This window comes from Paenibacillus sp. ATY16 (assembly GCF_003399985.2).
In the GTDB taxonomy this organism is placed as follows: domain Bacteria; phylum Bacillota; class Bacilli; order Paenibacillales; family Paenibacillaceae; genus Pristimantibacillus; species Pristimantibacillus glycanilyticus.
Genome location: NZ_NMOK02000025.1, coordinates 114,585 through 131,985, shown reverse-complemented (window position 1 = coordinate 131,985; position 17,401 = coordinate 114,585). Strand labels below are relative to the sequence as shown.

The following is a 17,401-nucleotide window of genomic DNA, read 5'->3' as shown; positions in this document are numbered from 1 at the left end:
ATCGTCATTTTCATGACTTATGGGACACCCCCCTTTCTATAAGATTTCGATGACCTAAGCCTTTGGAATTTTCAGCACCATGCCGGCTTTCACATCATCCATATTATCAATATGATTGTAATCCGCGATGAATTTCACATATTTGTCGGAGCCGTAATAGATTTTGGAGATGCTGTAGAGCGTCTCGCCACTCTTTACGGTATGAACGGATGTCTCGTAATCATCCGGCTTGTAGTTTTTCAAGGAAGGAATGATGAGGTTGGTGCCAGCTTTCAAGCCTGCATTTTTATCAAGCTTATTTTCTTTCGCGATATAATCCACATACTCCACCGATTTGTAGAACATTCTGGAAACCTCCGACAGCGTGTCGCCTGCTTGGATTAGATAGGTAGCGGGCAAGTGTATTTTCGAATAGTCTTTAGTTCCTTGCTGGGCGCCATTTATGGAGCCGTTTATTGATGACAAGGCCGGGATCTTAAGATGATCTCCGGCTTTCATATCATTAATAAATAAGATATGGTTATACTCTGCAAGCAGCGTATAATACTCCTTTGATTGATAAAACTTCTCTGATATCATTCTTAGCGTATCGCCTTTTTGAACCACATAGGTGGTTGGAAGCTTCACCGTTTTAGCAGGGGCTTCCGTTGATTTATTGCCATAATCCTTATTTTCTTGCATAGGTATTTCTGTCTTTGCAGGCTTAGGCGTCTCCGTTGGCGTATCGCTTTCACTGACCGGTGTGTTGGATGCAAGAGGAGCAGGTTTCTCTATCAAATCATTGGAATCCTCTGCAGGCTCTTGTTCGTCTTCACTGTTAACGGTTCCGGCGATGGGGTCATCCTCCGATAGCTCGTTTCCGCCATTCCCATTATTAAGGGAATCCGGATCAGCTGGCTTGCTAATACTGTTCTGCCCATTGGCTTGCTCAGCATTCTCGGCAGCTAGCGGAAGTTTAGAGTCAACTTTATTCGTATATTTTCCATAAATTACTCCGCAAATGCCAATAAGAATGATGACTATCGCCAGATAGATGATGAGATTTGTTTGTTTTAAAGATACCAATCTGCCTTTGGAATGTTTGCTGCTGCGTGTTGTTCTCTTATCCAAAACGTAATCTTCTCCTTTATTACAAATTTAAACCTATTCTATCGGACTTATTAACCTCTGTGGAATGGGCCTTAATAGCCAATTCATTCTCAACGAGCATGTACACCGATTGAACAGTAATCCTATTTAGAAAATCTAGTTCTTTGGTGGCGTATGAGAATGCGGGTTAATATAGGTCTGCACGAATCTAGTAAATTCAGGTATAATAGTAAGCCTACATAACCTAAGAATATTAAAGGAGACTTATAGGCTTATATGAAAAAAATTGTATACCTGACAATTTTGATCTGTGGGTTGATTAGTATTTCCGGTTATATGCCAAACCGGGCGGAAGCAAGCGGCAGTTATACGGCCAAGGTATACACCGACTCCTTGAATGTCCGGAGCGAGCCATCGGGTGATGCGTCGATTGTAGGCGGTTTGAAGAATGGCGATATTGTCACCGTTTCAGCTGAAGAGTACGGCTGGCTGCGCATCAAGTCAGGCCGCGTCTCCGGTTGGGCGGCAGGACATTATATGAAGAAAGTCAATGCCGTTACGGCACCAGCGACAGATCAAGATGTCAGCGTGAAGAAGAGCTCTGCAGCCGCACGTGCGACTGTGCTGGCCGATGGGCTTCGTCTCAGGGCAGGCGCCGGATTAAATCATGAAATTCTGGGATATCTAACAAAAGGTGAGACTGTTACGATAATAGACAACCGGGAAGGATGGACTCGGGTCAAGACTCTGGATAAGCAACTCGGCTGGGTATCGGATCGTTATATCGCGAAAGGCGAAACACAAACGGCGGCGGTTGCATCGGGAAAATCGAAGAGCCTCAAGGGGAAAGTAATCGTAATCGACCCCGGCCACGGCGGAGACGATCCCGGAATGATCGGAACTACATATGAAACGATTGAGAAAAAGCTTAATTTGAGCACTTCCTTCTACCTAGAGAACGAGCTTCGCAGCCGCGGAGCGCGCGTCCTCATGACAAGAACGAAGAATGAGGAGAAGCCCGGGCTTTCCGATAGGGTCAGGATAAGCGAATCCGCCGGTGCGGACGCATTCGTCAGCATCCATTATAATTCTTCGGAGAAAAACACGTCCGGCATACTTACCTTCTATTATTCGAATACAAAAGATCGGCCGTTGGCCCGTGCGATAGAAAACAGGCTTGCGGACGGCATCGGCTTGAAGAGCAACGGGATTTCATACGGCAATCTTCACGTTTTGCGGGAAAATGATACGGTATCCACACTCGTAGAGCTCGGCTTCTTGTCCAACGCATATGATGAATCCATCGTCCGCGGCTCCGACTATCAGAAAATAGCAGCCAAAGCAATTGCGAATGGGCTGGAGGATTACTTCAGCAGGTAACTGAGTGGTTCTTACTCGCTTCGTTCCTGCAGCCTGGTTTATTTTCTAATTATGTATTTACAGAAATCATACCAAACTTCGTTAATCCCCTACAAAACGGTGGCCTCTATACAAGGCTGCCGTTTTTTGAAATAAAGGGCAGTTTAACGCAACTATCCAAGTATTGGAAGCGTAAAATGTGTAGTATGGTTTTTCTGAGAAAGAAGAGGGGTGAAGGAGCCTCCCTTCGGGAAGACCGTTTAGGGAGGCCGAGATGAACGAAACCGCATTTGACGAACCATTATTCGCAAGCTTGAGGCCGGGCTTAACCTCGTTCTGTTACCGAATGTTAGGGTCCATGGACGATGCGGAAGATGCCGTTCAGGAGACGAGTATTCGGGTGTGGCAGAGCTGGAGCACGTTCAGACAGGATTCCTCGTTCAAAACTTGGGTCTATCGGATTGCCTCCAACCTGTGTTTGGACAAGCTGAGACAATCCAAACGCCGCGCGCTTCCCGTTGACCTGTTCGATCCGGCCGTCGCCATCGTCGAGCCGCGCGACACGCTGCCGGACTCTGCCTGGATCTGGCCGTCTTCCGACTTTGGGGGCAATCCGGAGGATCGGCTCCTCCGCAGGGATACTCTTCAACTGTGCTTCATCGCTCTCCTGCAGACCTTGCCTCCGCGGCAGCGCGCGGTACTCATTTTGAAGGATGTATTTGAATGGTCCTCCAAGCAGATCGCGGAAACGTTGGCGATGTCGCCGGCAGCGGTGAACAGCGCCTTGCAAAGAGCCCGAGAGACGATGGACCGGGCGCAGCTTCGCTCGGATGAGCTTAGCAGCATGGACGTTCAACCGGAGCAGCAGCTGCTGACCCGGTATGTGGAGGCCTTCGAGCAATTCGATATTGCTTCTCTCGTCGCGTTGTTCCACGAGGAAGGCTGTATGTCTATGCCGCCCTTCGAGATGTGGATCCGCGGCAAGGAAGATTTGTCCGCCTTCTATTCGCTTACTCGTTGGCATTGCGAAGGTTCGCGATTTGTGCCTATTACGGTGAACGGCGGTTACCCGGCGTTGGCCCAGTATATGCCGGACAAAGAGGGCCCTGGCTTCAAAACTAATCATCACGAAGAAAACGCCGGGGAAGATGCCCGGCGTCTTTCTTTTTGAACTCTAGTACGAGCGTGCTCTCCGTTAGCCTTAACCTTGTGCCGCATCCATGTTCATGCAGTTGATGGCCCACAGATGACCGTCCAAGTCCACGAAGCCCCAATGATACATGGACCCATGATATTCAGGTTCAGCATGCAAATTCCCGCCCAAGGAGACTGCGGTATTTACGATTTCATCGACTTTTTCGCGGCTCTCGAAAGCCAATGCGATCGTCATCTGCGCATACTTGCTCGTATCGACGGACTGCTTCTCCGTTAGCGTATTAAAGAATGCTTGATTGATCAGCATGACCTGCAGGTTGTCGCCGATTACGATGGCTACCGAATTCTCGTTATCGGGGAATTGCGGGTTGAGTTCGAATCCGAGTCCGGTGAAGAACGTTTTCGATTGTTCAACGTTTTTTACAGGCAGGTTAAAGCTCGTGAATGCGGACGTTAATGCCATTTTCAAAACACCTCTTCGTCAAATTAGTTTGTATTCATTTATGCCTTCGTTTATATAGACGACAGCCGATCCGGGAATTCATCGGTCTCATGGATAAGGAAGTGTAATCATGTTCAAGTTTATGCCAAAAATTTTCAGTGTTGTAATTCTGGTTGGAATGCTTGCATCTTGCGGTACCACTAGCACGACCGTTGGGTTAATTAAAGTTGTTGATAAAGAGCAACCAGAAAGGGACTCATACTGGATTAAAGTCGAAGATTTAGGTAATCATCCCGAGGAAGTCCGGCTTAAAGTCAATAATGAAAATACATGGAATCTGATATTAATAGGTGAGATTTACGCTGTATCATACGATTTTAAAACAAAAGACGAGAACAAAAACACCGGAAAGCTAACATCAATAAGACCGGCTGCTCAGTCTAAATGATTAGAAACAATAGCTAAGACACGAGAAATTCGTATTCGTAAATCGCTTGAATCCTTTCCAGAACGTTCCGCGCCTGGTCTTTAAACTTTAATTCCGCAACCCGTCCTTTCAGCAAAAACACGCCGCTCTCATGATGGTGTTCCCCGAGAGCCCCTTCGTACAGCTTGTTGGCGCCGAGGGTAGGAGGCGAGAAAAATAGCTTCATCAATACTTCAACCACAACGGGCAGTCCGGATTGTTTCCCTTTTCTTATCGTATTGTTACCACCCGGGTCAACGCTACGGATCTTGATGTCGTCCTTGGCGAGCTGCGATGCCACGGCCTCAGTCCATAGCGAAAGAGCTAGCTTTGACGTTGCGTAAGGACCAAGCAGCTTGCGAAAGGTTCTGGGATGCTCAAGGACTTCGATCGAAAATTGTTTTGTAAATTTAAGAGCTGAGGATGAGGTATTGATTACCGTTTTTAAACGACTATTTTTCAGGAGTTCCTTCAATTCCATCAGAATAATATAAGGAACGACCGTCATCAACTCATAATGCTTCTCGCGCCCTTGTTTCGAATAGCTCAGCTCGGGAAAGGACCCTCCGGCGTTATTGAATAAAATATCGATCCGCCGCTCCTTGCTTTTAATCTCTTCCAAAGTAAGTCTCAAGCTTGCAAAGTCGGCAAGATCATCCGTTTTATAAATGCGAAGCGCTCCGCTCTTGACCGCATTGTGGATGCTCATATCGTCGGCAGGAAAGTCAGAACGGTTTACAGCAACCACATGCCAGTTCTCCGACAGTAATTTCCGTGTCAGTTCCAATCCGATCCCGGCGTTTGCGCCTGTAATCAATGCGATATATTCATGCTGGTACTTGTTCATTGTGCATCTCCTTTTTATATCGGGATATTTGATTCGATAGCGCAAATTCTATAACTTGAAGTCGACTCCAAGTCAAGATGCGAATATAATGTTTTTTTCCAAGGATAATTGGTTTGACTTGGAGCGAGCCTGAAGATGTATAATGTACAAATTAATCAATTTTGGGGAGGGAACAGGATGAAGGAAGAGCAACGCTTTACGATAAAGCAAACCGCCGAGCAAACGGGAATGACCGAGGATACAATCCGTTATTACGAAAAGATCGCGCTGCTGCCTCGCGCAGAGCGGAAGGATAACGGGCACCGCATCTACCGGCAGGAGGACATCGATACGATCCGGCTGATAGCGTGCCTGAAAAAAACGGGAATGCCGTTAGAGGAAATTCGGCCTTTCTTGGAAGTCTCAGTTGATACTGATCCCGCGGAATATCCCGAGCTTGTGGAACTCCTAAGAAGTCATCGTGAAAATATTGTCAGCCAGATTACTTCACTGCAGCAAGTTGTAGATTTTATCGATATGAAGCTGGATGAAGGGAAATATAGACGGGATTGTTTGGATGAAGAGAACGTATGGGGTGAACCGAAATCAAAGCCTGTCTCACCCGGCGAAATGAGGTATTTTTCCGTACCAGCCAAAACGGGCAAGTCACAGGCCTCCGCCAAATAAGCTTGTCATAACAGGAACGGCTGCTTCTCACGTAGACTGCTTTAGTCCATTGAGCTAACGGAGAAATTATAGATCAGTACAAACCAGGCTGCCGATCATAGGATCAGTAGCCATTTTTATTAAGAAGGAGGTTTATTTCTGAAGCATTTTATCCTAATTATTCTTTTATTCATACTGATTACAACGGTTGGATGTCAAAATGAAACTGAGGTAGTACCGAAGGCTAGTATGTTCAGTATTAAAGTACATACTTCTAGCCATTTACAAGCTAATCAGGTGTTTGCTGTTATTATGATGAAGGGGAGCATGTTTTCCCCGAAGTATAACGAGCTTTCGTTACAGGAAGGAAGGTATGAAATCATTTCAAAGGCGAAATTCAGAATTAAAAAAGAGGGGAAAGACTTTGAATTTGAAATTGAATCGAAACCTTTCAAAATCGATGTTTATTAAGCTTGTAGGACGCTGAAAGAAGTACTGCTTCTATTAACCGTCTTATTAAGAACTCTTAAATATCTCATTAGCGGCCGCATAAATGCGGCTTTTTTGTGTTTACCTATGTTATGACAAATAAACGGCTCATGCAACACTTGATCTTAATTAAGTAAGTCTCTTTTTGTTTCTTTATGTAATTAAACATAACACGAATTATTCTTCTTATAAAAAATCACAACAAACAAGTTCATGTTTTTGTGAGATTCACAAAGAAAATCGGTATTTTGTGTGATATAATGTGACATATAAGAAAGAAGAACATCGGAAATGTGATGGATTGTTATTGATTCTTACAAAATGAGAGTGAAGAAAGGGGAAACCTAACATGCAGGTTACAGCAAATCCATATGCTTGGCCGTACGATGGCAGGATCGATCCTGCGAAAACAGCGCTCCTTATTATTGATATGCAAATCGATTTTTGCGGCAAAGGTGGTTATGTAGAGCAGATGGGATACGATTTGTCGTTGACGGCCAAGCCTATTGAACCTATCAAAAGACTGCTGAACCGGGTTCGCCAGATTAAAGGTATGACGGTTATCCATACTAGAGAGGGCCACAAGCCCGACTTGTCCGACCTTCCTGCAAATAAACGTTGGCGAAGCAAGCAAATCGGCGCGGAAATAGGCTCGCTTGGTCCTGCCGGACGCATATTGGTGCGAGGTGAACCGGGCTGGGAAATCATTGAAGACCTTACCCCGATTGAAGGGGAGTTCATTATCGACAAGCCGGGCAAGGGAAGCTTTTATGCAACAGACTTGGATCTCGTGTTAAAGAACAGGGGCATTACTCACTTAATACTGACTGGCATCACGACTGATGTTTGCGTCCATACGACAATGCGGGAAGCAAATGATAGAGGTTACGAATGCTTAATCCTTGAGGACTGCACAGGCGCGACCGATCCAACCAATCATCAAGCGGCGCTTCATATGGTGACGATGCAAGGCGGGGTATTCGGCAGCGTCAGCAGCTCAGCGGATGTACTGGTGGCTCTGGAAAGCTACTAACACGGACTAACGCGAAACTTCTATTCAGCATCCAGCTATTATTTATCCATAAATAGAGACATACCGGAGGGAAATATAATGTGGAATAAAAGATCATTGTTTATTGTTCTGGCGGCTCTGATGCTTGTAGTAACGGCTTGCGGTTCCAATGCAAAAACCAGCACCAGCTCAAATGCGGTCTCTTCCAACTCGGCAGCCGGAGAGACAAAGAAGCTGAAAAAAGTCGTACTGAGGCTGAAATGGATTCATCAAGCGCAATTTGCCGGCTATTACGCAGCGGTTGAGAAAGGCTTCTACAAGGAAGCGGGATTGGATGTTGAAATTAGGCCGGGCGGAGCCGATTTCCCTTCCGTTCAGATGGTCGCTTCGGGAAGCGAGCAGTTTGGCGTAACGGGCGCGGATCAAATTCTGATGGCTCGGGAGAAAGGCGTACCGGTTAAAGCGGTCTCCGCGGTATACCGCAAAACGCCATTCGTGTTGTTTAGCTTAAAAGATTCGGGCATTACGAAGATCGAAGATCTTGCCGGCCAGAAGGTAGGCGTGAAGCTTGGCGGCAATGAAGAGCTGACCTTCCGAGCGATGGTGAAAAGCGCGGGCATAAATGCGAAATCGATTGATGAAATGCCAGTGAAATACGACATGAGCCCGCTGCTCAGCGGTCAAGTCAAAGCATGGCCGGGTTACGTCATCAATGAGGTGCTTGCCGTTCAAGAGCAAGGGCACGAGGTGAATATTATTCAGCCTGGCGACTACGACATTAATTTCTATGCAGATACGTTATTTACGACGGAATCGTTAATTAAGAAGGATCCTGAAATGGTGAAAAGCTTCGTTGAGGCTTCGATGAAAGGTTGGGAATATGCGATCGCCAATCCGGAAGAAGCAGCCGGGTTTGGTCTGAAGTTCGGTGATAAGCTGAACCTCGAGCATGAGACAGCGATGATGAAAGCAAGCATTCCGCTGCTTGAGCCGGATAAACTGCCGCTTGGCAAGATGGATACCGAAGCCTGGGACGTTTTGCAAAAAAGCTTGATTGATTTGAAGTTTCTGAAGAAAGAACAAGATCTGGATAAAGTGTTTACGAATGACTATATCGAATAGGGAGTGATTGATGTGCAAGCGACGGTAAGTGAATGGAGGAATGGAGTGGCAAAGCAAGAACAAGCATCGGTTTCTTCGATGAACGAAATCGCGGTTACATTAAAGAATTGCTCCCTTTCGTTCGGCGATGTTCCCGTACTGAACAATGTTTCCTTGGACATCTATAACAATGAATTTGTTTCTATCCTTGGCCCAAGCGGCTGCGGCAAGTCCACGCTGCTGCGCTTAATGCTGAGTCTCCTCCAGCCGAATGCCGGAGGGGAGGTTAAGCTCGCAAAGGATCTCTCAATCGGGATGGTCTTTCAGAAGCCGGTTCTGATGCCTTGGCTTACGGCCATTCAGAATATCGTACTGCCACTGACGATCGGAGAGAAGCGCTTCTCGAAGAAAGAAGCCCGGGACAAAGCGGAGGGAGCGCTTCGGCTGGTTGGCCTGCAGGACTTTACGAATCACTTCCCGCATCAACTAAGCGGTGGCATGCAGCAACGTATCGCTATCGCGCGAGCGCTTGCCGCTGACCCGGCCGTGCTCTTAATGGATGAGCCGTTTGGCGCATTGGATGAATTTACGAGAGAGAAATTGAATTTCGAGCTGCTGCGGCTGTGGGAAAGTCCAGACACAAGCTTAAGCACAGTCGTTATGGTCACTCATTCGATTCAAGAATCGGTCATTATGTCGAACAGAATCGTTATGATGTCGCCAAGGCCAGCCGGTGTGGATGCCATTATTCCCGTTCCGCTTCCTGCGCACCGTGAAGTGGGCATGGAGGAGCTTCCGGAGTACCATCGTACCGTTAATGAATTAAGAAAGAGGGTCAAGCACTTATGATTAATAAATTAAAAAGCAGCATGTACCCTATCGGTTTTGCGCTTGGCTTTATTATTTTATGGGAGCTGGCCGTCCGTTTGTTCCATGTCCCCGTGTATTTACTTCCCGCTCCTTCCGCCGTCATTGAGGTTATGGACGGATCACTGTCGTCCCATATGCTCGTCACGCTAACGGAGGCGTTGGTAGGTTTTGTGCTCGCTAATATTTTGGGGATGATAACGGCCGTTATTTTCGTTCACTCCAAGTCCATTGAGAAGGGAGCTTTTCCGCTGGCCATTGCGCTTAAAACGACTCCGCTCGTCGCGTTGGCTCCGCTGTTGGTCGTTTGGATGGGAACCGGCTATTCCTCGAAGGTTGTCGCATCGATGCTTATCTGCTTTTTCCCGATTCTCGTCAATAGTGTCAAAGGTCTGAAAGCCATTGAACATGAGGCTTGGGAGCTGTTCTCCACTTATAAAGGAACAAAAGCGGAAATATTCTGGAAGCTGCGCCTTCCGACGAGCTTGCCTTACGTATTCTCTGCTTTAAAAATATCCTCGTCGCTCGCAATCGTAGGAGCGATCGTCGGGGAATTTGTCGGAGCAAACAAAGGGCTAGGCTATGTCGTACTCGTATCTTCCTATCATATGGATACGCCGATTATGTTCTCGGCCATTATTGCATCGGCATTATGCGGACTGTTGCTTTTCTGGGGCATCGGCTGGTTGGAGAAGAAAGTTGTATTCTGGCAAAGGGCGGATGATCTATGATGAAATGTTCAGTTATTAAAGTACCGGCTCGTTCACCGAATGATATGTCTGCGCTTCAGCGCCATATTGACGAGTCGCTTATTAACCCGAAGGAAGTTGTAGCCGTGCTGGGCAAAACGGAGGGGAACGGCTGTGTCAACGACTTTACCCGTGGGTTTGCGGTTCTGGCTTTGAAAAATTTGTTCGCTCCTTATAAGGAAGCTTCTGCTGAACCGGTCTCGTTCGTGATGTCCGGAGGAACGGAGGGGATATTAAGCCCTCATTTCTCGGTCATTACCCGGAGTGAATCCGATTCGATTAGGAGCAAGCAGGAGTTGTCTTCATTAGCGATTGGCGTAGCAAGAACGCCTGATTTCATGCCTGAGGAGCTTGGGCGTCTCGCCCAAGTGGACCAAGTGGCGGAGGCCGTTCTCCGGGCAATGGATGGGGCGGGCATCAACGATGCTGCCGACGTGCATTTTGTTCAAATTAAATGTCCGCTGCTGACGGCGGAGCAAGTGCAGGAAGCGGTTCTGAGAGATGCCTCCACTGTAACCGAGGATACTTACAAATCTATGGGCTACTCCCGCGGGGCATCGGCGCTTGGCGCAGCCGTAGCGCTTGGAGAGATTGAACGGGAGCGACTGCAGGATACGGATATTTGCCACTCGTGGGAGCTTTTTAGCCATGTGGCCTCTACGTCGGCAGGCAGCGAACTCGCCTATTGCGAGGTTATCGTATTCGGCAATTCCGCTTATGCGGAAGGGCCGTATTTTATCGATCACGATGTGATGAAGGATGCGATTGACGCGGGAGCACTAAAGCGGATTCTGGAGAAATACCCGGATGCCGAGATGGTGCAGGTGCTTGCTAAGGCTGAGGCTGATCCAACCGGAAATATAAGAGGCAAGCGGCATACGATGCTCGATGACTCGGACATTAATCATACCCGGCATGCACGCGCAGTCGTCGGAGGCGTTCTCGCTTCCGTATGCGGCGATCCAATGATCTATGTATCCGGCGGTGCGGAGCATCAGGGTCCGGCGGGCGGCGGCCCGGTAGCTGTTGTTTTCCGGCGTAACGAACATAAATAGCGAATGATAGGAGACTGACTATATGACAATTGCAAATGAGACAGAGGTTATCGTTGGGGAACAAATGGAATGGGGGCTGATGCCTGACCATATTCATTTGTATCATAGAGAAATCGTATCGGCGGCGCAAGCGGATAGGCTGGGAATCCGTTCGAGCTCGATTCTATGGGAGAAAATCGGTGTTGGCGGGCAAGTACTGCCTCACTATCACGATGTTGCCGAAATTATATATATTTCCGTCGGAAAAGTAAAACTGCTCTGCAACGGCGAATGGAAAAGCTACAAAGCTGGCGATACGTTTCATGTGCCGGCCGGGGTTATTCATTCCGTAGCGAACGATGATGATCAGCCGTCCGAGCAAATCAGTATTTTCCTCCCCGTTGAGGAGAACGTGCCTGCCAACTCGTTTTTCAATACAACTCTCGTGGAAGATGTTTATTCCATTAAGAAATAGAATAGCGGGGTAATGCCATTGGAGACTAACAATCAGGCAAGCTTCACCTGCGGAGACATCTTGCTGATACCCGACTTCAAGGAAGCAGTCGTACTAGCCGGCGCCGGCGGTATGCATCGGAGCATTAACCGGGTCAATGTCATGGAAGTGCCTGATGTCATCGATTGGGTGAGACCGGGGGAATTTCTCATTACGAGCGGATTCCCGTTCCGGGATCAACCGGAGGCTATAGCGGACATTATTCCGCAGTTGGTTGAAAAAGGCGTTGCCGCCCTTGGCATTAAGACGAAGCGGTTCATTGACGAGATTCCTGAGCGGGCGCTTGAGCTGGCGGATCGACTCGCTTTTCCCGTCTTCGAACTTCCGGCTACGACCGTGTTCTCGGATGTTGTCCGCGATATTATGGAGCGAGTGCTGGTAACCGAAGTAAGGGAGCTGTCGCTTCTGCAGAGCCGATTCCAGAAGTTATCCCAGCAGCTCTTGTACGGAAATGGAATTGAAGAATTTCTGCAAACGCTCGATGGTATGCTGAACAATCCGATCGTGCTGCTTGATGATACCGATCAGCTGTTTTTATCCCCGCAAGCGGGGCTGCTGGAGCAAGCGGCGAATGTCGAGCTCTGGTCGCAGCTGCGGATGGAGACGAATCTTGGCGTCAGCTTCATTTCCCTTGGCGACCGCCGTATTCGGGTATACGTCTCGGAGGTGAACGATAAGCAGCATGAGAAGTGTTTGCTTATTCTGCTGGAGTGGAATCAGGAGCATTCCATCGTCGATCAACTGACGATAGATCGGGTTGGCATTCTAGTAGGGTTGGAAATGATCAACGCAAACGCCCGGAGAGAGGTTGAATTGAAATATATTGACCAGTTTCTTCAGGATTGGATTTCCGGGCGGATCGTAGCAATGGAGGATTTGAAGCTCAGGGCAGAAGCATCAGGCAGCCAGCTGGAGGATCAGCAGCAGCTATTCGTAGCGCTTGTGCGCTGGTTAAATGGAAAGCCTGCGGTTAAGCAGCTGCAGCAAGTAGTTAAAAGACTTCGTTCCAAGTCGCTTCGCGAAGGGCTGCAGCTCACGATAGCGGAAGGGGAATTGATTTTTCTTATTCCGGTTTCCACGTTGCACTCGAAACAGACGGCGCTGGACAGGGTTGCAGCAGACCTGAGATCGGTTATTGGTTCGTCAAATTCATTCTCGCTTTGTATCGGCAATGTCGCCAGCCGGCCTGACCTGGTGTGCGAAAGCTATGAAGAAGCCAAAAAAATTCATCACATCAGCACGATTTGCAATTATGAAGAGCCCTATGTGGATTTTAAACGGCTTGGAGCTTTTCAACTGTTATATCACCTGCCTCATTCAGAGGCAGTTATACAATATCGGGATCAGTATATCGTTCCACTGCTCGAATACGATAGGAAACATCAATCCCAGCTGTATGAGACGATCCGCGTTTATTTCAAATATAACCGGAACGTAAAAAAGACGTCCGCGGAGCTGATTACGCATTACAACACCGTTTCTTACCGGGTGGAACGAGTATGCGAGCTGCTAGGCATTAACGTCGATGACGGCGACGATATTTTACAGCTGTATTTGGCCGTTAAGCTAAACGAGATGCGGCCGGTAACGTTATGAGATTAGGAGGTTGGTCATGAGCAAATCAAGTATTCCGGACAAGCTGACCATCGAGCGGCTTCGAGAGTTGTACGCAAGCGGTGCGCTTACGCCCGAGGCTGTTGTTGATGGAATTATGGAGCGCGTTCAGGCGGATGCCGGCATGAATATTTGGATTACGCCGCCAACTATGGATAGTGTGCAGCCCTATTTGGATTGGTTGAAGGGGACGGACCCGGAAAGCCTTCCGTTATGGGGGATTCCGTTTGCCATTAAGGATAATATCGATGTTGCTCAAATTCCTACGACGGCGGCATGCCCGGCATTTGCTTATACACCTCAGGAGCATGCAGCTGTTGTGCAGCGGATGATAGATGCAGGTGCGATTCCACTCGGCAAAACAAACCTGGACCAGTTTGCGACCGGACTAGTAGGCGTGCGCAGCCCGTATGGCGAGACGCATAATGCGCTGCGGCCCGAGCTGATTAGCGGCGGCTCAAGCTCGGGCTCGGCGGTCGCTGTTGCACGCGGCCATGCGGCTTTTGCCTTTGGTACGGACACCGCCGGTTCCGGCCGGGTTCCGGCTGCATTAAACAATCTGGTCGGCTATAAGCCAAGCCTTGGAGCCTGGCCGACCAAAGGCGTGGTTCCGGCTTGCGCCAGTCTTGACTGCGTCAATGTATTTGCCCATTCCCTCGCGGATGCGTTAGCGGTTGATAAGCTTGCGCGCGGCATTCATGAATCTGATCCATGGTCCCGCAGCATCGAGCGTTCCGCATCAAAGCTCCCGAACAAAGTTGTATTGCCAAGCGTCAAGCTGCAGTTCTATGGACCTTATGCCGCAGAGTATGAAAAAGCTTGGGAAGCGGCAGTAGAGAGAATTACTAAACTTGGAGTCGCTGTGGAATATATCGATTACGACTTTTTCTCCCGGGCGGCGGCGTTGTTATACGACGGGCCTTGGGTTGCAGAGCGGTGGGCGAGTCTGAAACCATTTGTGACAGCTAATCCGGGCGTAACGTTTGAGACAACGGAGCAAATTTTGCGGTCTGGTGCTTCCGTAAAGCACAGCGCAGCTGCTGTGTTTAAAGCTATGCACCAATTGCAGCAGTATAAGCTGGAAACGAAGAAGCTGCTTAAGCAGGCGGTAATGGTGATGCCGACCTGCGGAGGCACATGGACGCGCGAGCAGGTGAGTGCCGATCCGATAGGGGCAAACTCGGATATGGGACGCTACACCAATCATTGCAATTTGCTTGATTTATGCGCGGCTGCGATTCCTGCAGGCTTTGCCGCTGATGAGCTGCCATTTGGGATTACGCTGTTCGCGCTTGCAGAAGAGGAGGCGCTTATTACCGGCGCTGCTGAGCTTTTCCTTACGGGAAAATGTGGCGCAGCTATCCCGCCTGTACCTATTCCCTTAACGGAGCAAGCAATGGTACCCGTTGCCGTATGCGGACTTCATATGCGTGGATTTCCTCTGGAGAAGCAAATGCTGGAGCATGGTGCCCATTTTGTTCGCGAGGCGGCTACAGCCGCGAAATATCAAATGATCAAATTGCCGACCGTTCCGGCTAAACCCGGTTTGATCAAGAAGGGTAACGGAGGGCATTCCATTCAGTTGGAAGTATGGGAAATGCCGAAGGCGGCATTTGGCGCATTCACAGCCCTTATTCCTGCACCGCTTGGAATCGGGAAAGTCGAGCTTGAGGATGGCACCGAAATTCCCGGCTTTATTTGCGAAGGTTATGCGGAGCAAATAGCTGAAGATATTACCGTTTTTGGCGGTTGGCGTTATATTAGCGTTTAGAGGTTTTTACGTTAACGGCGAATTTTACTTGAGAACAACCAAATGGCAACTGATCTGAAAAATGATCGGTTGCCATTTTTGTTGAAGTAAGGGGCAATATGTTATCACTTAACGTGAAGCTTAATAATCAGGTGATACTCTTTGGCCAGAATGGCAAGCCCGGAGCATTTGGCCGAGGGATAAAAAAGAGGCGGTTGGTTACCTAGTTTAAGCTAACCAACCACCTATTTACTGCCTAATTACAGATAGACCGTTCCGTCAAGATGCACAGGACCGGTTATGGTAACGGCATTTTGACCGATATGTTCTACCGTCAGAGCATATTGCTGGAAAGTACCAACTAGAGCGGCTGTTGCCATTTCCGTATGCTGGAAGGCTGTCGTGAAATCAAGCGATACCCAAGGACCCTCATCTCTTGTTCCGATAAAAGCAGAATCTGTTGTCTGGTAAACAATAGGAGCAGGAGCAGCGGTTCCGCCTCTCCGGATGCGAAAGAGCAGCTTCGGAACAATTGTGAGTAGAAGCAGCTGTGCTTCCCAGCCAATTGTTGCTTTTATTTCGATCCGATTGTTGATGTTGTTCACTTGGAGAAAGAATGAGGTCAACAGGTATTCCGCACCAGGAGAGATTATAAACGGAAGCGAACCCGTTCCTGCTGCAACATCTTGATATTGGTGATCTACAATATTAACTGACATACTATCACCTCCTTTCAAAACGGGCTCCAATTACGGTAGTCGTACTCCTACCAGCTGTTTCTGTAGAACGAAATAGGACTTATATGATCTGTCCCTTATCGGTCTGGGGGATTTCACTTTAAAAAAGTGTAATAGAGATTGAGATAGCGTACTTCGGGGGGATAACCTATGGGGGGGGGCGGCTCTCAAGCAGACGGAGGCTCAATTATTTGCGATGCGTGGAAGAACACCTAACTGCGAAGCTAATTCCTGTCTTCTTCTTTATCTTATTTTCATATATTAGATTCATAGATTCAGTACTATGCAATGTACAAATATACGATGGAGCATGGAAAATTAATTTCGCTGCCAGTATGTCAACGAAGGCAGAATCGTTATAACTAAAGTCTTCCGTAAATTGGTAATTCCATTTGATATAATCATCTAAGCAGCTGTTGATTCTCGCAATGTGGATTAAGTAAACGAAGAAAATGGAGGAATTAATGAATATTGAACATAAGAAGCTTATTTATGCTTTAAACCAACGCTTCAAGATGGATATCATCTCTGCCGACTGCGAAACTATTCCTTTACAGGGCGGAACTGTCGGAAATGTGTACCTGTTAAAGGGGATCGCTGAAACCGTGGACGGCGAAAAATTGCCGTACCGTATAGTACTGAAACACCAGAATAAATGGGAGCGTTACGGCGATCCGGGCTCATGGCGTCGGGAATATGATCTATATTCGTCTGACCTAGGATCGACGTTCTCGCCAGCCCTTCGCTGGCCGACATGTTATTTCGCCGAACTCAATGCGGAAGAGAATGAATACCAGCTTTGGCTGGAATATATCGATGGCTTAACCGGTTTAGACTTGACCAGTGACATGTATGAAAAAGCTGCGCTAGAGTTAGGGCGCTTTCAAGGCAAATTGTATGCGGAACAGCCCGCCGTGCTACAGAGCCTGACCAACCTGAGTCATAAGGATTTCATGAAGAATACTTACTTGCATTATCGGTCATGGCCGGTCGTCTACGATTATATACGATCGGAAGACTGCCAATTTCCGCTACACGTGCGACAAATGCTTATAGACATCGATGAGCAAGCAGACCAGATATTCGCCCGTATCGAAAAATTGCCCCTCGTGCTATGCCACCGGGACTTCTGGGTAACCAACCTGATATATGTTGACGGGAAATTCGCGCTCATCGACTGGGATACCAGCGGATGGGGCTACCTCGGCGAGGATCTCGCAAGCCTGATTGCGGATGAAGCAGATATCGATCACATGGTAGAACACTACCAGCGATGCATCCCTGCGTACTATAAAGGCTTTTCGGAGTATGTGGATGTATCCCTTATTACCAATCATTGTGTCTACGAAATAATCCTTCTTGTATTTGGATACAGGCTTGTGGAGCAGTATCTCCATACGGTGGCAGATGATGAGAAGACGAAGTGTGTCCATATTCTCCAAAAAATCTATGAAATGAAGGCTCTGGATGGTCACATCTGGTTACAGTGGAGCAGATGAGTTATGAGATCAATCTATTTTATAGCCTGAAG

At 47.9% G+C, this 17,401-nt stretch carries 17 protein-coding genes; 13 read left to right on the top strand and 4 right to left on the bottom strand.

What is annotated here, in order from left to right; genetic code table 11:
* Positions 1-54 precede the first annotated feature (54 nt).
* Positions 55-1,110, bottom strand: a complete 1,056-nt coding sequence (locus CFI03_RS16650) for a LysM peptidoglycan-binding domain-containing protein (protein WP_248758088.1) — start codon at positions 1,108-1,110, stop codon at positions 55-57.
* Between the two features lie 255 nt (positions 1,111-1,365).
* Here CFI03_RS16650 and CFI03_RS16645 point away from each other — a divergent pair, with 255 nt between their 5' ends.
* Complete coding sequence (locus tag CFI03_RS16645) at positions 1,366-2,469, top strand: N-acetylmuramoyl-L-alanine amidase family protein (protein WP_248758087.1); 1,104 nt, start codon at positions 1,366-1,368, stop codon at positions 2,467-2,469.
* Positions 2,470-2,722: 253 nt separating this feature from the next.
* Complete coding sequence (locus CFI03_RS16640) at positions 2,723-3,619, top strand: sigma-70 family RNA polymerase sigma factor (protein WP_248758086.1); 897 nt, start codon at positions 2,723-2,725, stop codon at positions 3,617-3,619.
* Between the two features lie 30 nt (positions 3,620-3,649).
* Here CFI03_RS16640 and CFI03_RS16635 read toward each other — a convergent pair whose 3' ends face one another.
* The gene (locus CFI03_RS16635) at positions 3,650-4,066 is read right to left on the bottom strand and encodes a VOC family protein (RefSeq protein WP_248758085.1); all 417 of its coding nucleotides are present in this window, start codon (positions 4,064-4,066) and stop codon (positions 3,650-3,652) included.
* Between the two features lie 109 nt (positions 4,067-4,175).
* Here CFI03_RS16635 and CFI03_RS16630 point away from each other — a divergent pair, with 109 nt between their 5' ends.
* Entirely contained in the window at positions 4,176-4,493 is a 318-nt protein-coding gene (locus CFI03_RS16630) for a hypothetical protein (RefSeq protein ID WP_248758084.1), read from the top strand.
* Between the two features lie 13 nt (positions 4,494-4,506).
* Here the strand turns inward: CFI03_RS16630 and CFI03_RS16625 are convergent, their stop codons facing one another.
* The gene (locus CFI03_RS16625) at positions 4,507-5,358 is read right to left on the bottom strand and encodes an SDR family NAD(P)-dependent oxidoreductase (RefSeq protein WP_248758083.1); all 852 of its coding nucleotides are present in this window, start codon (positions 5,356-5,358) and stop codon (positions 4,507-4,509) included.
* 177 nt (positions 5,359-5,535) lie between these two features.
* On the opposite strand from CFI03_RS16625, the gene CFI03_RS16620 reads away from it, so the two are divergent.
* From CFI03_RS16620 to atzF, 9 genes are all read left to right on the top strand, one after another.
* The gene (locus tag CFI03_RS16620) at positions 5,536-6,024 is read left to right on the top strand and encodes a MerR family transcriptional regulator (RefSeq protein WP_248758082.1); all 489 of its coding nucleotides are present in this window, start codon (positions 5,536-5,538) and stop codon (positions 6,022-6,024) included.
* Between the two features lie 817 nt (positions 6,025-6,841).
* On the top strand, positions 6,842-7,525 hold the full coding sequence (gene biuH, locus CFI03_RS16615; protein ID WP_248758081.1) for a biuret amidohydrolase: 684 nt from the start codon (positions 6,842-6,844) through the stop codon (positions 7,523-7,525).
* A gap of 78 nt (positions 7,526-7,603) precedes the next feature.
* Positions 7,604-8,626, top strand: a complete 1,023-nt coding sequence (locus tag CFI03_RS16610; RefSeq protein WP_248758080.1) for an ABC transporter substrate-binding protein — start codon at positions 7,604-7,606, stop codon at positions 8,624-8,626.
* Positions 8,627-8,671: 45 nt separating this feature from the next.
* Entirely contained in the window at positions 8,672-9,454 is a 783-nt protein-coding gene (locus CFI03_RS16605; RefSeq protein WP_248758079.1) for an ABC transporter ATP-binding protein, read from the top strand.
* Positions 9,451-10,203 (top strand): ABC transporter permease, encoded by a 753-nt coding sequence (locus CFI03_RS16600; RefSeq protein ID WP_248758078.1) that lies wholly within the window; start codon positions 9,451-9,453, stop codon positions 10,201-10,203. The genes CFI03_RS16605 and CFI03_RS16600 overlap by 4 nt, the downstream gene beginning before the upstream one ends.
* The gene (atzD, locus tag CFI03_RS16595) at positions 10,200-11,276 is read left to right on the top strand and encodes a cyanuric acid amidohydrolase (protein WP_248758077.1); all 1,077 of its coding nucleotides are present in this window, start codon (positions 10,200-10,202) and stop codon (positions 11,274-11,276) included. Before CFI03_RS16600 ends, atzD begins: the two co-directional genes overlap by 4 nt.
* Before the next feature lie 22 nt (positions 11,277-11,298).
* Positions 11,299-11,730, top strand: coding sequence for a cupin domain-containing protein (locus CFI03_RS16590; protein ID WP_127493905.1), 432 nt, complete (start codon positions 11,299-11,301; stop codon positions 11,728-11,730).
* Between the two features lie 18 nt (positions 11,731-11,748).
* Positions 11,749-13,365 carry a PucR family transcriptional regulator gene (locus tag CFI03_RS16585; protein WP_248758076.1) on the top strand — a complete coding sequence of 539 codons (1,617 nt, stop codon included), beginning with the start codon at positions 11,749-11,751 and terminating at the stop codon, positions 13,363-13,365.
* Between the two features lie 16 nt (positions 13,366-13,381).
* The gene (gene atzF, locus CFI03_RS16580) at positions 13,382-15,154 is read left to right on the top strand and encodes an allophanate hydrolase (protein ID WP_248758075.1); all 1,773 of its coding nucleotides are present in this window, start codon (positions 13,382-13,384) and stop codon (positions 15,152-15,154) included.
* A gap of 239 nt (positions 15,155-15,393) precedes the next feature.
* Here atzF and CFI03_RS16575 read toward each other — a convergent pair whose 3' ends face one another.
* Positions 15,394-15,852, bottom strand: coding sequence for a hypothetical protein (locus CFI03_RS16575; RefSeq protein WP_248758074.1), 459 nt, complete (start codon positions 15,850-15,852; stop codon positions 15,394-15,396).
* A gap of 482 nt (positions 15,853-16,334) precedes the next feature.
* Here CFI03_RS16575 and CFI03_RS16570 point away from each other — a divergent pair, with 482 nt between their 5' ends.
* Positions 16,335-17,369, top strand: coding sequence for a phosphotransferase (locus CFI03_RS16570; RefSeq protein ID WP_248758073.1), 1,035 nt, complete (start codon positions 16,335-16,337; stop codon positions 17,367-17,369).
* Positions 17,370-17,401: the final 32 nt, after the last annotated feature.